Raw genomic sequence first — 15,140 nt, 5'->3', positions numbered from 1 at the left:
CGCTATCGAATTCAAACCGCCTGACCACGGCAAATTATCGCGCCACATCAAAAGCATGAAGCCGGAAAGTGAATCATTTTCCGGCTTCATCATCTGTTGATTCATCTCATTAAGAACGGCAACGAGCGCACCTCTACGCCGCGTCGTCGATCTCCTCGTCCGCCTTCCGCGGCACGTAGTTCAGCACCGGCCCAAGCCAACGCTCGACCTCGGAAATCTCCATGCCCTTGCGCTTGGCATAGTCTTCCACCTGGTCCCGCTCCACCTTGGCGACGCCGAAATAATAGGAGTCGGGATGGCCGATATAGAGGCCGGATACGGACGAGCCGGGCCACATCGCGTAGCTCTCCGTCAGCTTCACGCCAGCCGCCTTTTCCGCATCGAGCAGCTTGAAGAGCGTTGCCTTTTCCGTGTGGTCGGGCTGAGCGGGATAACCGGGCGCCGGGCGGATTCCGGCATAGGCTTCGCCGATGAGATCCTCGTTACTGAGCTGCTCATCCCTCGCATAGCCCCAATGTTCGCGCCGCACCTGCTCGTGCATGCGCTCGGCGAAAGCTTCGGCGAAGCGGTCGGCCAACGCCTTGACGAGGATCGAGGAATAGTCGTCGTTCGACCGTTCGAAGCGTTCGGCGATAGCGATTTCCTCGATTCCGGCTGTCACCACGAAACCGCCGACATAATCCTGGACCCCGCTCGTGACAGGTGCGACGAAGTCCGAAAGCGCGACATTCGCCCGTCCGTCCCGCTTCGAAAGCTGCTGTCGCAAGGTGTAGAAGGTGGCAAGCTCCTTGCTGCGGCTTTCGTCGGTGAAGAGGCGGATATCGTCGCCGACGGCGCCGGCCGGCCAGAAGCCGATGACGGCTCGCGGGCGGAACCACTTCTCATCGATGATCTTCTTCAGCATGGCCTGGGCATCGGCCCAGAGCGCACGCGCCGCCTCGCCCTGCTTCTCGTCTTCGAGAATGGCGGGGAAACGGCCGCGCAATTCCCAAGTCTGGAAGAACGGCGTCCAGTCGATGTATCTGGCAAGCTCCGCCAGATCGTAATCCTCGAACACCCGCGTGCCGAAGAATTGCGGCTTCGTCGGCTGATAGGCCGACCAGTCGGTCTTGTGCGCGTTTTCGCGAGCCCGCGCCAAAGGCAGGCGCACCTTCTCCGCTTCGCTGCGGGCATGCGCGGCCGCCACCTTGGCATATTCGGCTCTGACATCGTCGACATAGCCCTGCCGGGTTTCCGGCGAGAGCAGCGCCGAGACGACGCCGACAGCGCGGCTCGCATCGGTGACGTAGACGGCCTGCCCCTTGTTGTAACCGGGGTGGATCTTCACGGCCGTATGCACGCGGCTGGTCGTGGCGCCGCCGATCAGCAGCGGAATTTCGAAGCCCTGCCGCTCCATCTCCGCCGCGACATGCACCATCTCGTCCAGCGACGGCGTGATCAGGCCGGAAAGACCGATGACATCGACCTTTTCGGCGATCGCCGTTTCGAGGATCTTCGTTGCCGGCACCATGACGCCGAGATCGACGATCTCATAGTTGTTGCAGGCGAGCACGACGCCGACGATGTTCTTGCCGATATCGTGCACGTCGCCCTTGACGGTCGCCATCAGGATCTTGCCGGCCGACTGTCGGTCGTCGCCGCCGTTGAGGCGCTTTTCCTCTTCCATGTAGGGAAGCAGGACGGCGACGGCCTGCTTCATGACCCGCGCCGACTTGACCACCTGCGGCAGGAACATCTTGCCCGAGCCGAACAGGTCGCCGACGACATTCATGCCGGCCATCAGCGGCCCTTCGATGACGTGCAGCGGACGGGCCGCCTGCCGGCGCGCTTCTTCGGTATCGGCCTCGATATATTCGGTGATGCCGTTGACAAGCGCATGTTCGAGACGCTTCTCCACGCTCCATTCGCGCCAGGAGAGATCCTGGACACGACCCTCCTTTGCCCCGGCGCCACGGAAACGCTCGGCCACTTCGAGCAGCCGCTCGGTGCTGTCGGGACGGCGGTTCAGCACGACGTCCTCGCAGGCTTCGCGCAGCTCGGGATCGATGTTGTCATAGACCGCGAGTTGGCCGGCATTGACGATGCCCATGTCCATGCCCGCCTGGATGGCGTGGTAGAGGAACACGGCATGCATCGCCTCGCGCACCGGCTCGTTGCCGCGGAAGGAGAAGGACAGGTTGGAGACGCCGCCCGAGATATGCACGAGCGGCATGCGCTCACGGATCGTCCGCGTCGCCTCGATGAAGTCGACGCCGTAATTATTGTGCTCTTCGATGCCGGTCGCGACCGCGAAGATGTTCGGGTCGAAGATAATGTCCTCGGGCGGGAACCCGATCTTCTCGGTCAGCAGCTTATAGGCGCGCTCGCAGATTTCCACCTTGCGCTCATAACTGTCGGCTTGTCCCGTTTCGTCAAAGGCCATGACGACGACGGCGGCGCCGTAATTGCGCAAAAGCCGCGCCTGTGCGAGGAAATTTTCCTCGCCTTCCTTCAGCGAGATCGAGTTGACGATCGGCTTGCCCTGCACCCGCTTCAGGCCGGATTCGATGATCGAGAATTTCGACGAGTCGATCATCACGGGCACGCGAGCGATGTCGGGCTCGGCGGCGATCAGGTTGAGGAACTCGACCATCGCCTTCTCGGAATCGATCAGGCCCTCGTCCATGTTGATGTCGATCACCTGGGCGCCGTTTTCCACCTGGTCGCGGGCGACATCTAGGGCTGCCGTGTAATCGGCATTGGTGATCAGCTTGCGGAACTTCGCCGAGCCGGTGACGTTGGTGCGCTCGCCGACATTGACGAACGGAATGTCCTTGGTCAGCTCGAAGGGCTCGAGGCCCGACAACGACATGAAAGGACGATGCTCCGGGATCGGCCGCGGCTTGTATTTGGCGACAGTCTCGGCGATCGCCCGGATATGCTCCGGCGTCGAGCCGCAGCAGCCGCCGACGATATTGACCAGGCCTTCACGCGCGAAACTGTCGATCTGTGCGGCCATCAGCTCCGGCGTTTCGTCATACTGGCCGAACTCGTTCGGCAGGCCGGCATTCGGATAGGCGCAGATGAAAGTATCGGCAACGCCCGAAAGCTCCTGCAGGTGCGGGCGCATCGCGTTCGCCCCGAGGGCGCAGTTCAACCCGATCGTAAAAGGATTGGCGTGGCGCACCGAGTTCCAGAAGGCTGACGGCGTCTGGCCGGAGAGCGTGCGGCCGGAAAGATCTGTGATCGTGCCCGAGATCATCACCGGTAGGCGCACGCCCTTGGCCTCGAAGCGTTCCTCGCAGGCGAAGATCGCCGCCTTGGCATTCAGCGTGTCGAAGATCGTCTCGATCAGGATGATGTCGGCGCCGCCGTCGATCAGCCCGTCGATCTGCTCGCCATAGGCGTCGCGCAGATCGTCGAAGGTGACGGCACGGAAACCGGGATTGTTGACGTCGGGCGAGATCGATGCGGTGCGGTTGGTCGGACCGATGGCGCCGGCGACGAAGCGGCGGCGGCCGTCCTCGCGCTCGGCGCGGATTGCTGCCCGGCGCACGATTTCGGCACCTTCCTTGTTGAGGTCGTAGACGGCGCCTTCCATCTGGTAATCGGCCTGGGCGATGCGGGTCGAGGAGAAGGTGTTGGTCTCCAGAATATCGGCGCCGGCCTTGGCATATTTGTAATGGATCTCTTCGATCGCATCCGGCTGGGTCAGGATCAGAAGATCGTTATTGCCCTTCTGATGGCAGGCGCAGCCGATGAAGCGAGTGCCGCGGAACTGGTCTTCGTCGTAACCGAGGCCCTGGATCTGCGTGCCCATGGCGCCGTCGAGAACAAGGATGCGCTCGCTCGCGGCTTTCTTCAAAGCGGCGAAAACTTCACTGCCGTCACGCTTGCCCGTTTCCGGACCAAAGAGAGTATCAAACACGGGAGGGCTCCTTGACGTCGTAAGACCAGACTTCCAGATCACATAAAGATATCTTTATGTCAATATATGGCTATCGATTTCATGCTTTGCAAAGCTTCGCCGATGACAGGCTCGCCCGAGCTCTATATAGGCCTTTGCTAGGCTTGTGCACGAAATCGGAGGAGTATCATGGCACCCGCAACCGGCAACGCCGCGCTTGGAAACTGGACAAGCCGCGCCTATCACCGCAGCTGGCTGCTGACGCAGGCAAATGGCCTCTTCGATTTCTTTCAGCACGATTCGATCAATCCCAAGGGTGGCTTCTACGATCTCGACAGCACCGGTAGGCCGCTCGATGCCGAGGGCCAGGTGCGCGGCATCCATATTGCGGCGCGCGCGGTCCATTGTTTCTCGATCGGCGCCCTGCTCGGCCGTGCCGGCGCCGGCGACGTCGTCGACCATGGCATGGACTATCTCTGGAACCACCATCGCGACCGCAAGAACGGCGGCTACTTCTGGTCGCTCGACAATGACGGTCCGGTCGATTCCAACAAGCAGGGCTACGGCCACGCTTTCGTCCTGCTCGCCGCCTCCTCGGCAAAGACAATCGGGCATCCGCTGGCCGACGGTATGCTGGCCGATATCACCGAGATCCTGAACAAGAAGTTCTGGGAACCGCGGCACGGCGCGATCGCCGAGGAATTCACCGCCGACTGGCAGCCGCTCGACGGCGGCGCCTATCGCGGCCAGAATTCCAACATGCACCTGACCGAGGCGCTGATGGCGGCCTTTGAAGCCACCGGCGACAGGGATTACCTCGCCAAGGCCGAAAGCATCGCCGATCTCGTCATCCGCCGTGCGGCCGGTTCGGTCGACTGGCGCGTCGCCGAACATTTCGACGCCGAATGGAACCTCGACAAGGATTACTATCATCCAAACGAAATGTTCCGCCCGGCCGGCACGACGCCAGGCCACTGGTTAGAATGGGCGCGCCTCATCCTGCAGCTCTGGGCCCTCGGCGGCAAACGCATCGAATGGATGCCGGATGCGGCGAAAGCCCTTTTCGAACAATCCATGGCCCTCGGCTGGGACAATGACAAGGGCGGCTTCTTCTACACGCTCGACTGGGACGACAAACCGGCCAAGCGCAACAAGCTCTGGTGGCCGGCCTGCGAGGGTGTGGCTGCCGCGCATTTCCTCAATGAGCACCTGCCGAGCGACTATCACGAGGAATGCTACCGCAAGATCTGGAACGTGATCGAACGCGCCTTCATCGACCACAGGAACGGAGGCTGGCACGAGGAACTGACGGAGGATCTCGTTCCCTCGCACGCGCTCTTCCCCGGCAAGGGCGACATTTATCACGCCCTGCAGGCTTGCCTCATCCCGCTTTTCCCGGCAACGGGCAGCCTGACGAAGGGCATCGCCGAGGCCGGCGGCAGGCTCTGACGGCTGTTTCAGCGGCCGGCGCCGACCCTCCGTCGTTCGGATTGTTCCGGCAGATGCGGCGGCGTCACAGCGGAGAGAGCCGCAACGTATCGAGATCCTTCGCCAGCATCAGCGCCAGGGCCTCGACCACAAGATTGTGGTCGTCGCGCTGCGGCAGACCGGAGACTGTGACGGCGCCGATGCAACCCGTGCCTTTGACATTGATCGGAAAACTGCCGCCATGCGGCGCATAATCGGCGCCATCAAGCCCGTTGTCCTCGACCGTCTTGCTATCCTTGCTGAGCTTCAGGCCGGAGGCATAGCTGCTGCGGAAATAACGCAGCACCATGTTGCGCTTGCGCCTGACCCAATTGACGTTGTCCGGCGTCACGCCCGGGAGCGCGGCATAGAAGACCGGCATCGAATGCAGCGTCACGTCGATTGCGATGCCGAGGCCGCGCTCGCTGGCGAGCTCCTGCAGAAGCTTGCCGAGCTGCCAGGCAGTGGTGAGATCGAAGGCATCGAAGCTCAGCGCCTTTTCCTGCTCGGCGATCCGACTGAGATCGTTGTCGATTGTCATGATAGGCGCTCCTCTGCTGCAATGATCCGCTGCAGACCATTCTCATCAGAAGAGAAAAAGTAAAGCAAAACTTGGTCTTCAGAGCTTCGGCGTCAGCATCTCAAAACGATCGCGGATGGTGGCGCAGGTATCGCCGCCCAATCGAGCAATGGCATCGACCGCGGCCGGATCGACATGCAGCCGTTCCGGATCGACGACGCCGTCGCGGTAATGCGCATAGACGATCTCACCGAGGATAATCTGCCGTGAGCGGCCGAGCTCCAGCGTCACGTGCCGCCGGCATTCGAAGGCGGCCGGCGCCTCTGCGATAAAGGGCGACGCCACCTTCGCGCCAGGTATCGCCGTCAACCCCGCCTGCTTCAACTCGTCGACACCACGCGGATATTTGCTGCCGCAGACATGCATGGCCTCGGCGATGGCGAAGGAGACGATGTTGACCGTGAAGACCTCGGTCAGGCGAATATTGTGGCCGGTGTCCTTGAATGACATGTCGGCATTGTTCTCGACGCCGATCGCCAGGATCGGCGGATCGGCCGACAGGCAGTTGAAGAAGCTGAAGGGCGCGGCGTTGATCCGGCCATGTTCGTCGACCGTCGTCACCAGCGCGATCGGCCGCGGGATGATCGTGCCGATCATCAGCTTGTAACGCTCGCGCTCGCTGAGCTCTTTGAAATCGAAAGAGACCGCCATGGTTCAGCCGATTTTCGGGGCCGGCGAGAAACCGCTCATCGCGCCCATAAAGGGTTTCGGCAGCGGCGAGGCGTAGGAGCCGCGCTTGCTGGTGGAAAGCCCGAGCGACACCAGCGCCTCGGCTTGCTTGACGGCGGCCGCGACACCGTCGACGACGGGCACGCCGTAAATCGCCTGCAATTCCCTGGCCAGATCGGTCATGCCGGCGCAGCCGAGCACGATCGCTTCGGCCCCGTCTTCGACAAGCGCCCGCTCAATCTCGGCCCTCAGCTTGCCGATCGCGCCCGAGGCCGCGTTTTCCAACTCCAGCACCGGAATATCAGAGGCACGCACCTTCGCCCGGTCGCCCATGCCGTACCGGCGTACCAGATTGTCGATCAGCACCCGCGACCGCTCCAGCGTCGTCACCACGGTGAAACGCTGCGCCAGGAAGCCCGCCGTGACCACGGCGGATTCGCAGAGACCGAGAATCGGTACATCGGCAAAACTCCGCGCCGCTTCGAGCCCGGTATCGTCGAAGCAGGCAATCACCGCCGCGTCGTAACCCGCCGCCTGCCGCTCCTTAAGTTCCAAGAGCAGGCCAGGAATCGCGAGCGCCCCGTCATAATGTCCCTCGATGGAGACCGGCCCCATGCTGGATGTCGCGGCGACGATCTCCGTGCCGGATGCCGCCACCGCACGCGCGGCGGCCGCAGCCTTCTCGGTCATGGAGGCCGTGGTATTCGGATTGACGATGAGGATGCGCATATCAGTCTATCTTTGCCTGCCGACGCCCCAGCACCGTCATGATGCCGAGCGCGACGAGAATGATGGTGAAAGAAAACAGCGTCGTCACCGTGCCGAGAGCGTAGAGCACCGGCGTCGTGACGTTGGTGGTCATACCGTAGATTTCGAGCGGCAGCGTATTGTAGCTGCCCGATGTCATCAATGTGCGCGCGAATTCGTCATAAGACAGCGTGAAGCCGAACAGCCCGACGCCGATCAGGCTCGGTGCGATCATCGGCAGCACGACGTGGCGGAAGGTCTGCCAGGAGGTGGCGCCGAGATCGCGGGCCGCCTCCTCGTAAGCGGGCGAGAAGCGGTTGAAGACGGCAAACATGATCAATACGCCGAAGGGCAGCGTCCAGGTCAGATGTGCGCCGAACGCCGAGGAATACCATGCGGGCTTGAGACCGCCCTCCTGAAAAACCACGCCGATGCCGAGCGAAATGATTATCGACGGCACGACCAGGCTGGCGACCGTGGCGTAGAACAGCACAGTCGAACCGCGGAAACGGCGGCGGAAGGCAAGGCCGGCCAGCAGCGACACGACGACGGTCACAACCATCACCATCAGCCCGAGGGTGAAGGAGCGACGGAACGAGGCACCGAAATCGCCGACCGCCTGCTTTTCGAACAAGTTGAAGAACCAGTGCGTGGAAACGCCGTTCATCGGGAAGGTCAGGCCACCATCCGGTCCCTGGAAGGAGAGGATCAGGATCGCCGAGAGCGGACCGTAGAGGAACAGCACGAAGACGACGAAGAAGATCGCCAGCAGATAGAATTCGAGGCCGCGTTTTTCGTGATTCATCTCAAAGCTCCTTGCGGATATCAACGACCCGCAGGATGGCGGCGACCATCAGCAGCACGACCGCAAGCAGCACCACCGCATTGGCGGCGGCCGCCGGATATTGCAGCAGCGACATCTGGTTTTTCATCATCAGCGCTACCGATGCGCTCTGGCCGCCGGACATCACCTGCACCGTAGAAAAATCCGCCATGACAAGCGTGACGACGAAGATCGTGCCGATCGCCATGCCGGGTTTGGCAAGCGGAATGACGACGTTCCACAGCACCTGCCAGCCCGATGCGCCGGCATCGCGCGCCGCCTCGAACAGCGACCGGTCGATGCGCATCAGCGTGTTGAAGATCGGCGTCACCATGAACAAGGTATAGAGATGCACCATGGCGAGCACGACGGCGAAATCGGAATAGAGCAGCCATTCGATCGGCTGCGGAATGATGCCCATCTTGATCAGCGCCGAGTTGACCAGGCCGTTGCGTCCGAGCACCGGAATCCAGGAGATCATGCGAATGATGTTCGACGTCATGAACGGGACGGTGCAGACGAGGAAGAGGATCATCTGCGTCGAAGTCTTGCGGATGTGGAATGCCAGGAAATAGGCGACCCAGAACCCGATGACGAGCGTCAGCCCCCAGACGATGGCGGTGAATTTCAGTGTGTTGAGATAGGTCTTCCACGTCACCCATGAGCCGAGCGTGTCGGCGTAGTTCATGGTGAGGAAATCAGGATAGAGGCCGGCGAAGTCATAATCCCAGAAGCTGACGACAGCGGTCATGGCGATCGGCAGCAGGAAGAAGAAGCCGAGGATGGCGATCAGCGGCGTCGCCTGGAGATAGGAGATGGCTGAGGGGGAGAGGCGGAAAGAACGTCTGCCGCCTGCGCCGCGGCTGCCTTCCTCCGTTTCCACTGCAATGGTCGCCATATCCGGTTCTCCGTTCTGATTACATCAAGCGGAACAAAGGTGGGTGCGGCCCCCCTCATCCGCCTGCCGGCACCTGTGCCTGGGTCGAGCCACCGGTCTCGACCCGTCCTTCGGACCCCCGCTTGGGAGAAGAGAATCGTGGCAGCGTCTCCGCTACCACAACTCAACCTGTCGTCATGCGGCCCGCCCGCAAAACTCCCGCTTCTCCCCAGCGGGGGAGAAGATGCCCGAAGGGCAGATGAGGGGGCGGAGCGAACCGACGTCTTGAGCATCAGCGAAAGACAGCAGCTCCCCGCCCTCCAGGAGGGATCAAGCCGCGATGAACTCGTTCCAGCGGCGGACCATGTAGCGGTCCTCGTCCATGACCGAGTTCCAGCAGGCGACCGCACCCATGCGGGCTTCGAAGGAACCGCCGTCGCGCACCGCACCGGCCTTTTCCATGACCTTGCCTTCGGGAGAGAGGATATCGCCCTGCGCCGGCTTGCCCTCGATCCAGTAACCCCATTCGTCTGCCGTCATGAAGTTCTTGGCCGTCTCCATGCAGGCGGAGTAGTAGCCCTGGCGGTTGAGATAACCGCCGACCCAGCCCGACGTATACCAGTTGATGTATTCGTACGCCGCATCGAGCTGTGCGCCCTTCAGATGCGAGGCAAGGCCGAGGCCGCCGCCCCAGGCGCGATAACCTTCCTTGAGCGGCTGGTATTTGCAGGCGATGCCCTTGGAGCGGACGGCGGCGACGGCCGGCGACCACATCGACTGGATGACGACCTCGCCCGAAGCCATCAGGTTGACCGACTCGTCGAAGCTCTTCCAGAAGGCACGGAACTGGCCGTCGCTCTTGGCCTTGATGAGGAATTCGATCGTCTTGTCGATCTCTTCCTTCGTCATGTTGCCCTTGTCGGCATATTTGATGTTGCCCAAGGCTTCCATGATCATTGCCGCATCCATGATGCCGATCGACGGGATGTTGAGGATCGAGGTCTTGCCCTTGAACTTCGGATCCATGATGTCGGCCCAGCTCGTAATATCGCGGCCGACGAGATCGGGACGAATGCCGAGCGTATCGGCATTGTAGATGGTGGGAACCATCGTCATCCACTGCGTCGGCTCCTTGGCGAACTTCTTTGCGCCCTGCGCCTCGACGAAGCCGACGGTGTGTGGTGCAGTGCCCTGGGCGATGACGCTGTCCGGCTTCATCTTGCCGTTGATGAAGAGCGGCACGATCTTGTCGTAATATTTGAGCTTCTTGACGTCCATCGGCTGCAGCACGCCCGTTGGAAATACCTTCTTGGCGATCCAGTATTCGATGTCGGCGATGTCGTAGCTGTCGGGCTGGGTGACGGCACGCTGGGCGGCAGCGTCGGAATCAGTCGCGGTCATCTCCAGCGTGATGCCGAGATCGGCTTTGCACTTCTCGGCGATGGCGTTGATGTTCGAAACGCCAGTGCCGAACTGGCGAAGCGTGATGTTCGTCTTCGCCCAGATCGTGGGAAAGCCGGTGATTGCTCCGGAGCCGGCGATGGCGCCGACGGCGGCAGCACCCGTCTTCAAGAGCGTGCGGCGGGAAAGACCCTTTTCCGCCTTGGTCGATGTCGTTTCAGTCGTCATGTCAGTTCCCCTTTTCTTGATGTGGAAGTTGATGTTTTTGATTGTTCATGCAGAGGCGCGGCCGAGAAGCACCGCATCCTCACGCTCCCAGCTGAGCGAGACCGCGTCGCCTACGGCGACCGGACGGGCGAAATAGTCGCTATCGTCAGCAATGACGGTGAAGTCGTCGCTGCCGGCGCCGAAAACGGTGATCTTCACCGAGGAGCCGCGATATTCGACGTTGGAGACTATGCCGTTGAAGCCGAGCGTCCACTCTGTCGCCACCTGCAGACGCACGCGATCGGTGCGGATGCCGATATCGACAGGTTCGCCGACTTCCCTGCCCTCGCCCCGCACGGAAAAGCTCTGCCCCTCCGGCACGGTCATGACGAGCATGCCGTCCGCGCTCGACGTCACGCGGCCGGACAAGACGTTGTGATCACCCATGAACCGCGCGACGAAGGCGGTTGCCGGCTTCTCGAAAACCTCGCGGGGTGCCGCCGCCTGCTCGATCCGGCCGTCATTCATGATGACGATGACGTCAGCGAGCGCCATCGCCTCTTCCTGGCTGTGGGTGACATGGACGAAGGTGATGCCGAGCGACTTCTGCAGCTTCTTGAGCTCTGCGCGCATACGGATCTTCAGGAAGGGATCGAGCGCCGACAGTGGCTCGTCGAGCAGCAGCGCCTCCGGATCGGTAATCAAGGCGCGGGCCAGCGCCACACGCTGCTGCTGGCCGCCCGAAAGCTGAGCCGGACGCCTGTTGGCATAGGGCTCCATCTGCATCAGCTTCAGCATCTCAAGCGCCTTGGCCCGCCGCTCCGCCTTGTCGACGCCCTTCATCTTCAGGCTGAAGGCGACATTGTCGACCAGGTCGAGATGCGGGAAGAGCGCATAGGACTGGAACATCATAGCCGTGCCGCGCCTGGCAGGCGGAAGATCGGTGACGACCGTTTTGCCGAGCCTGATGTCGCCGGAAGAAATGCTCTCATGGCCGGCGATCATGCGCAGCGTCGAGGTCTTGCCGCAGCCCGACGGGCCGAGGAAGCAGCAATAGGAACCGGCCGGAATCTTCAGGCTGATCCCGTGCACGGCCGTCGTCGCTCCGTAGACCTTCGAAACGGATACTATATCGATCTCTGCCGCTTTCGACATCATGCCTTCCCCTGTTCGGGAAAGATGATGCATCTGCCGTGCCAATCGCTTCCAACGCCAACTAAGCCCTTAGCGGGAAAGGATTTTAACACTCAAAGCCGTGCAGGCCCATTTTATAAGCACCGCATCGCCTGCACAGGATTTAGGCTATCGTCTGCAATTTACTCAAAAAATCGTATACAATTTAGCCGCCATTTCGATGACAAATTCCGTTTAACTTTTGCCGCGAAGCCGGGTATGGTTTGCCCGCCATCAGGGAATAGTTTTCATGAAATCCGCCGCCAAGGCCATGCAGGCCGAAGAAGTCGCCGAAACCGGCGCGCATCAGATCCGCGATGCCATTCGCGAGGCAATCGTCGAGCGCAGGCTTTCCCCCGGCACCAAGCTTTCCGAAAGCGACGTCGGCAATCTCTTCAACGTCAGCCGCACACTTGCCCGCGCGGCGCTGCAGGCGCTTTCCTATGAGGGCCTCGTCAGCGTCGAGAAGAACCGCGGCGCCTTCGTCGCCTATCCCTCCCCTGATGAGGCCCGCCAGATCTTTTCTGCCCGGCGCCTCGTCGAGCCCGGCATATTGCGGGAGGCGGCGGCGCGGATCACCCCTGATGACATCGGGAATCTGCGAGAGCTTTTGCAGGAAGAAGGCCGCCTGATGAGCGAGCGCGGCCAGACGGCCCGGCGCGCCGAGATCAAGGCATCCGGCGATTTCCACCTGATGCTGGCGGAAATTTCGGGCAACGCCATCATGCAGCGCTTCATGGAGGAGCTCGTCGCCCGCTCATCCCTCGTCATCGCGCTCTACGGCCAGTCGACCGCTTCCAGCTGCGGCCATTCCGAACATGGCGATATCATCTCGGCGATCGAAGGCAAGGAACTCGACCGCGCCTGCCAGCTGATGCTGCATCATATCGCCCATATCGAGTCCGATCTCGACCTGCGCGAACGCAAGAGCCTCGGCCTCAAGGAAGCCTTCGAACTCTGAGCGGTTGGGCGCACGTCGCCAGCAGCTATCACGACGCCTTCTTCGGCAGCTTGTCCAGCGCGGCGAAAATCTCTTCCGCCGTCCGCGGCTCGCTTGAACGTAGCTTCACCGCGCCGTCACGCCCGATCAGGATCAGCCCGAACTCACTGTAAGATGGCCCTTGCAGCCGCTCGCGAATATCGTCCGCATCAAGTTCCCAGCCATCGTCGAACAGCGAGAAAGCGCCGCCGCCGGCGATGATGAACACTTCGACGTCTTCCTCGATGAGGCGCATCTGCGCGTTCCGCAACCATTCGTCCTGGGTTGCCGCGCGGTCGTCCTGCGCATCGGCGAAGATGATCAGCACCCGTTTGCTGTCTCGAAACTGCTCGAGCGATTGCGGAAGTTCCGGCTCACGTCGCGGCGTGCCGATGATTTCATGAACGATGGATCTCAGCATGGTGCTATTCCTCGCCCGTCATCTACGGGCTGTGACTGCGCCATTCCAGCGCCGGCGCATTCAAGACGCGCGAGAACGCTGTAAAGCGCTGAATAACTGAATAATTCCCAAATCCGGTACGAACTGGGATCATTCAGTAAACGGCTGGAAATGGGGGAGGTTCCGACGAAGCGGAAAAGGATCGCAGCTCAACATCCGTTAGCCGCGATCCCTTTCCCGTCAGTCGCGGCTCTGGTCCTCGGCCGCATGCGCCGAGACGGCGACAAGGTCCGCTGTGCCGTTGGCAAGCAGGCGTTTGCGCACCAGCACGCGCATGACGCGTGCGGCCGTCGAGAAGGTCATCTGGTCAAGCGGACCTTCGCCCTCCCAGGGCTTGGTCAGCCGCTCGGTGACGGCACCGACGATATTCATCGGCACGATGTCGGTGCATTCGCGCATGGCTTCGAAAACGAAGCTGATCGGGATGACCCTTCCTTCATGGGTCACGATCGGTTCGGTCAATTCGCTGTCCCATTCCTCGAAGGCGTAAAGTGCTTCGCGAAATAGCTGCTGGAGGGTAAACGGCGCGTGGCCGTTATGAAGTGGCGGCAGGGCATTCATCATGTCTGTCTCCTCTTGATGGATTAAGCCAAATCCTCCTGGCTCGGTCAGCATGAACGCGGGGAACACAGCGTTTTTTGCCCCTGCGGACCGAATAACACGATTGATTCTATAGAGTAATCTTTCGTGAATAAAGCCCATTTCTCGGCCGAGGCGGCACCCGTTTTCCTAAACGCATGAAATTCCTGCATGTTTTAGGCGAAAATTTCTCAATGAGTCGGATTAGTGAAAATCCATGCCTGCCGCGTGTGATTGTGCGGGAGGCGGGAAAAACCCTGAAAAATCACGGAACTTTTGCGGCTGTAATCTGTTTTGTTCGCGCACTTCGTAAAAGCAGATGGGGTTACCACCAATGACGCAGATCCGTGAACCGGAGCGGCGGGCCAAAGTCCTGCGCGGCCGTCCTTACAGCCTTGATGAATTCGCCTCCAAAGTTATCATTCAGGCACATGAGTATCAGAAATACGCCGCCGTACTCGAGCAGATGTTCCGCCTGCGCAAGAAGGTCTTCGCCGACCAGCTCGGCTGGGACGTTCCCGTCATCGGGCCCTACGAACGCGACAGCTACGATTCGCTTTCTCCGGCCTACCTCGTCTGGTGCAACGACAGCCGCACGCGCCTTTATGGCGGCATGCGCCTGATGCCGACGACCGGTCCGACGCTTCTCTACGACGTCTTCCGTGAGACCTTTCCGGCCGCCGCCGATCTCGTCGCTCCGGGTATCTGGGAAGGCACGCGCATGTGCATCGACGAAGAGGCGATCGCCAGGGATTTCCCCAACATCGATGCCGGCCGCGCCTTCTCGATGATGCTGCTGGCGCTCTGCGAATGCGCGCTCGACCACGGCATCCACACGATGATTTCCAACTACGAACCCTATCTCAAGCGTGTCTACAAACGCGCAGGCGCCGAAGTGGAAGAACTCGGCCGGGCAGACGGCTACGGCAAGTATCCCGTCTGCTGCGGCGCCTTCGAAGTATCTGACCGCGTGCTGCGCAAGATGCGCGCCGCCCTCGGCCTGACCCTACCCCTTTATGTCAGACATGTTCCGGCCCGCTCGGTCGTGACGCAATTCCTGGAGATGGCAGCATGAAACGCCTCGTTGAAACCGCAACACCGAAAGACATCTCCGCGCTGGAGCGCCATGTCCTCGCATCCCGCGACATCGCCACGCAGATAGGGGATCCCTTCCTCTCCTATCTGCTTTCGATGGCGCTGTTCACAATCTACGAAAAGAAGGCTCAGCATGAGAATGAGGCGCTGAAGAGCAGCTTCGGCTGAGGGCGCGGGTCCCCTCCGCCGCGCCTGAA

General features: G+C 61.2%; 14 protein-coding genes. 4 read left to right on the top strand and 10 right to left on the bottom strand.

The window, feature by feature from the left end:
• Window positions 1-133: 133 nt before the first annotated feature.
• Complete coding sequence (metH, locus tag PH551_RS01000) at window positions 134-3,907, bottom strand: methionine synthase (RefSeq protein ID WP_285191516.1); 3,774 nt, start codon at window positions 3,905-3,907, stop codon at window positions 134-136.
• Between the two features lie 168 nt (window positions 3,908-4,075).
• On the opposite strand from metH, the gene PH551_RS00995 reads away from it, so the two are divergent.
• On the top strand, window positions 4,076-5,335 hold the full coding sequence (locus PH551_RS00995; RefSeq protein WP_285191515.1) for an AGE family epimerase/isomerase: 1,260 nt from the start codon (window positions 4,076-4,078) through the stop codon (window positions 5,333-5,335).
• A 64-nt stretch (window positions 5,336-5,399) separates the two neighbouring features.
• Here PH551_RS00995 and PH551_RS00990 read toward each other — a convergent pair whose 3' ends face one another.
• From PH551_RS00990 to PH551_RS00960, 7 genes are all read right to left on the bottom strand, one after another.
• Window positions 5,400-5,894, bottom strand: a complete 495-nt coding sequence (locus tag PH551_RS00990; RefSeq protein ID WP_285191514.1) for a heme-degrading domain-containing protein — start codon at window positions 5,892-5,894, stop codon at window positions 5,400-5,402.
• 78 nt (window positions 5,895-5,972) lie between these two features.
• Window positions 5,973-6,584, bottom strand: a complete 612-nt coding sequence (locus PH551_RS00985; RefSeq protein WP_285191513.1) for a flavin reductase family protein — start codon at window positions 6,582-6,584, stop codon at window positions 5,973-5,975.
• 3 nt (window positions 6,585-6,587) lie between these two features.
• Window positions 6,588-7,331 (bottom strand): aspartate/glutamate racemase family protein, encoded by a 744-nt coding sequence (locus PH551_RS00980; protein ID WP_285191512.1) that lies wholly within the window; start codon window positions 7,329-7,331, stop codon window positions 6,588-6,590.
• A 1-nt stretch (window position 7,332) separates the two neighbouring features.
• On the bottom strand, window positions 7,333-8,154 hold the full coding sequence (locus PH551_RS00975) for an ABC transporter permease (protein ID WP_285191511.1): 822 nt from the start codon (window positions 8,152-8,154) through the stop codon (window positions 7,333-7,335).
• Window position 8,155: 1 nt separating this feature from the next.
• On the bottom strand, window positions 8,156-9,070 hold the full coding sequence (locus tag PH551_RS00970; protein WP_285191510.1) for an ABC transporter permease: 915 nt from the start codon (window positions 9,068-9,070) through the stop codon (window positions 8,156-8,158).
• Between the two features lie 309 nt (window positions 9,071-9,379).
• Window positions 9,380-10,678 carry an ABC transporter substrate-binding protein gene (locus PH551_RS00965; RefSeq protein ID WP_285191509.1) on the bottom strand — a complete coding sequence of 433 codons (1,299 nt, stop codon included), beginning with the start codon at window positions 10,676-10,678 and terminating at the stop codon, window positions 9,380-9,382.
• Window positions 10,679-10,723: 45 nt separating this feature from the next.
• Window positions 10,724-11,812, bottom strand: coding sequence for an ABC transporter ATP-binding protein (locus PH551_RS00960; protein ID WP_085778837.1), 1,089 nt, complete (start codon window positions 11,810-11,812; stop codon window positions 10,724-10,726).
• 268 nt (window positions 11,813-12,080) lie between these two features.
• On the opposite strand from PH551_RS00960, the gene PH551_RS00955 reads away from it, so the two are divergent.
• Window positions 12,081-12,791 carry a GntR family transcriptional regulator gene (locus PH551_RS00955; RefSeq protein ID WP_085778838.1) on the top strand — a complete coding sequence of 237 codons (711 nt, stop codon included), beginning with the start codon at window positions 12,081-12,083 and terminating at the stop codon, window positions 12,789-12,791.
• A 28-nt stretch (window positions 12,792-12,819) separates the two neighbouring features.
• Here PH551_RS00955 and PH551_RS00950 read toward each other — a convergent pair whose 3' ends face one another.
• Together PH551_RS00950 and PH551_RS00945 are read right to left on the bottom strand one after the other, a co-directional pair.
• A complete protein-coding gene (locus tag PH551_RS00950; RefSeq protein WP_085778839.1) occupies window positions 12,820-13,230 on the bottom strand; it encodes a DUF4174 domain-containing protein in 411 nt (136 codons plus the stop codon).
• Between the two features lie 219 nt (window positions 13,231-13,449).
• Entirely contained in the window at window positions 13,450-13,833 is a 384-nt protein-coding gene (locus tag PH551_RS00945) for a BRA0787 family protein (RefSeq protein WP_038690240.1), read from the bottom strand.
• A 349-nt stretch (window positions 13,834-14,182) separates the two neighbouring features.
• Between PH551_RS00945 and PH551_RS00940 the strand changes: the two genes are divergently transcribed.
• Together PH551_RS00940 and PH551_RS00935 are read left to right on the top strand one after the other, a co-directional pair.
• Window positions 14,183-14,923, top strand: a complete 741-nt coding sequence (locus PH551_RS00940) for an acyl-homoserine-lactone synthase (RefSeq protein ID WP_285191508.1) — start codon at window positions 14,183-14,185, stop codon at window positions 14,921-14,923.
• Window positions 14,920-15,111, top strand: a complete 192-nt coding sequence (locus PH551_RS00935) for a hypothetical protein (protein WP_020921840.1) — start codon at window positions 14,920-14,922, stop codon at window positions 15,109-15,111. Before PH551_RS00940 ends, PH551_RS00935 begins: the two co-directional genes overlap by 4 nt.
• Window positions 15,112-15,140 lie beyond the last annotated feature (29 nt).

The sequence above is a fragment of the Rhizobium atlanticum genome (assembly GCF_030182485.1).
Lineage (GTDB): Bacteria > Pseudomonadota > Alphaproteobacteria > Rhizobiales > Rhizobiaceae > Rhizobium.
This window is presented reverse-complemented; position numbering and strand designations above follow the sequence as displayed.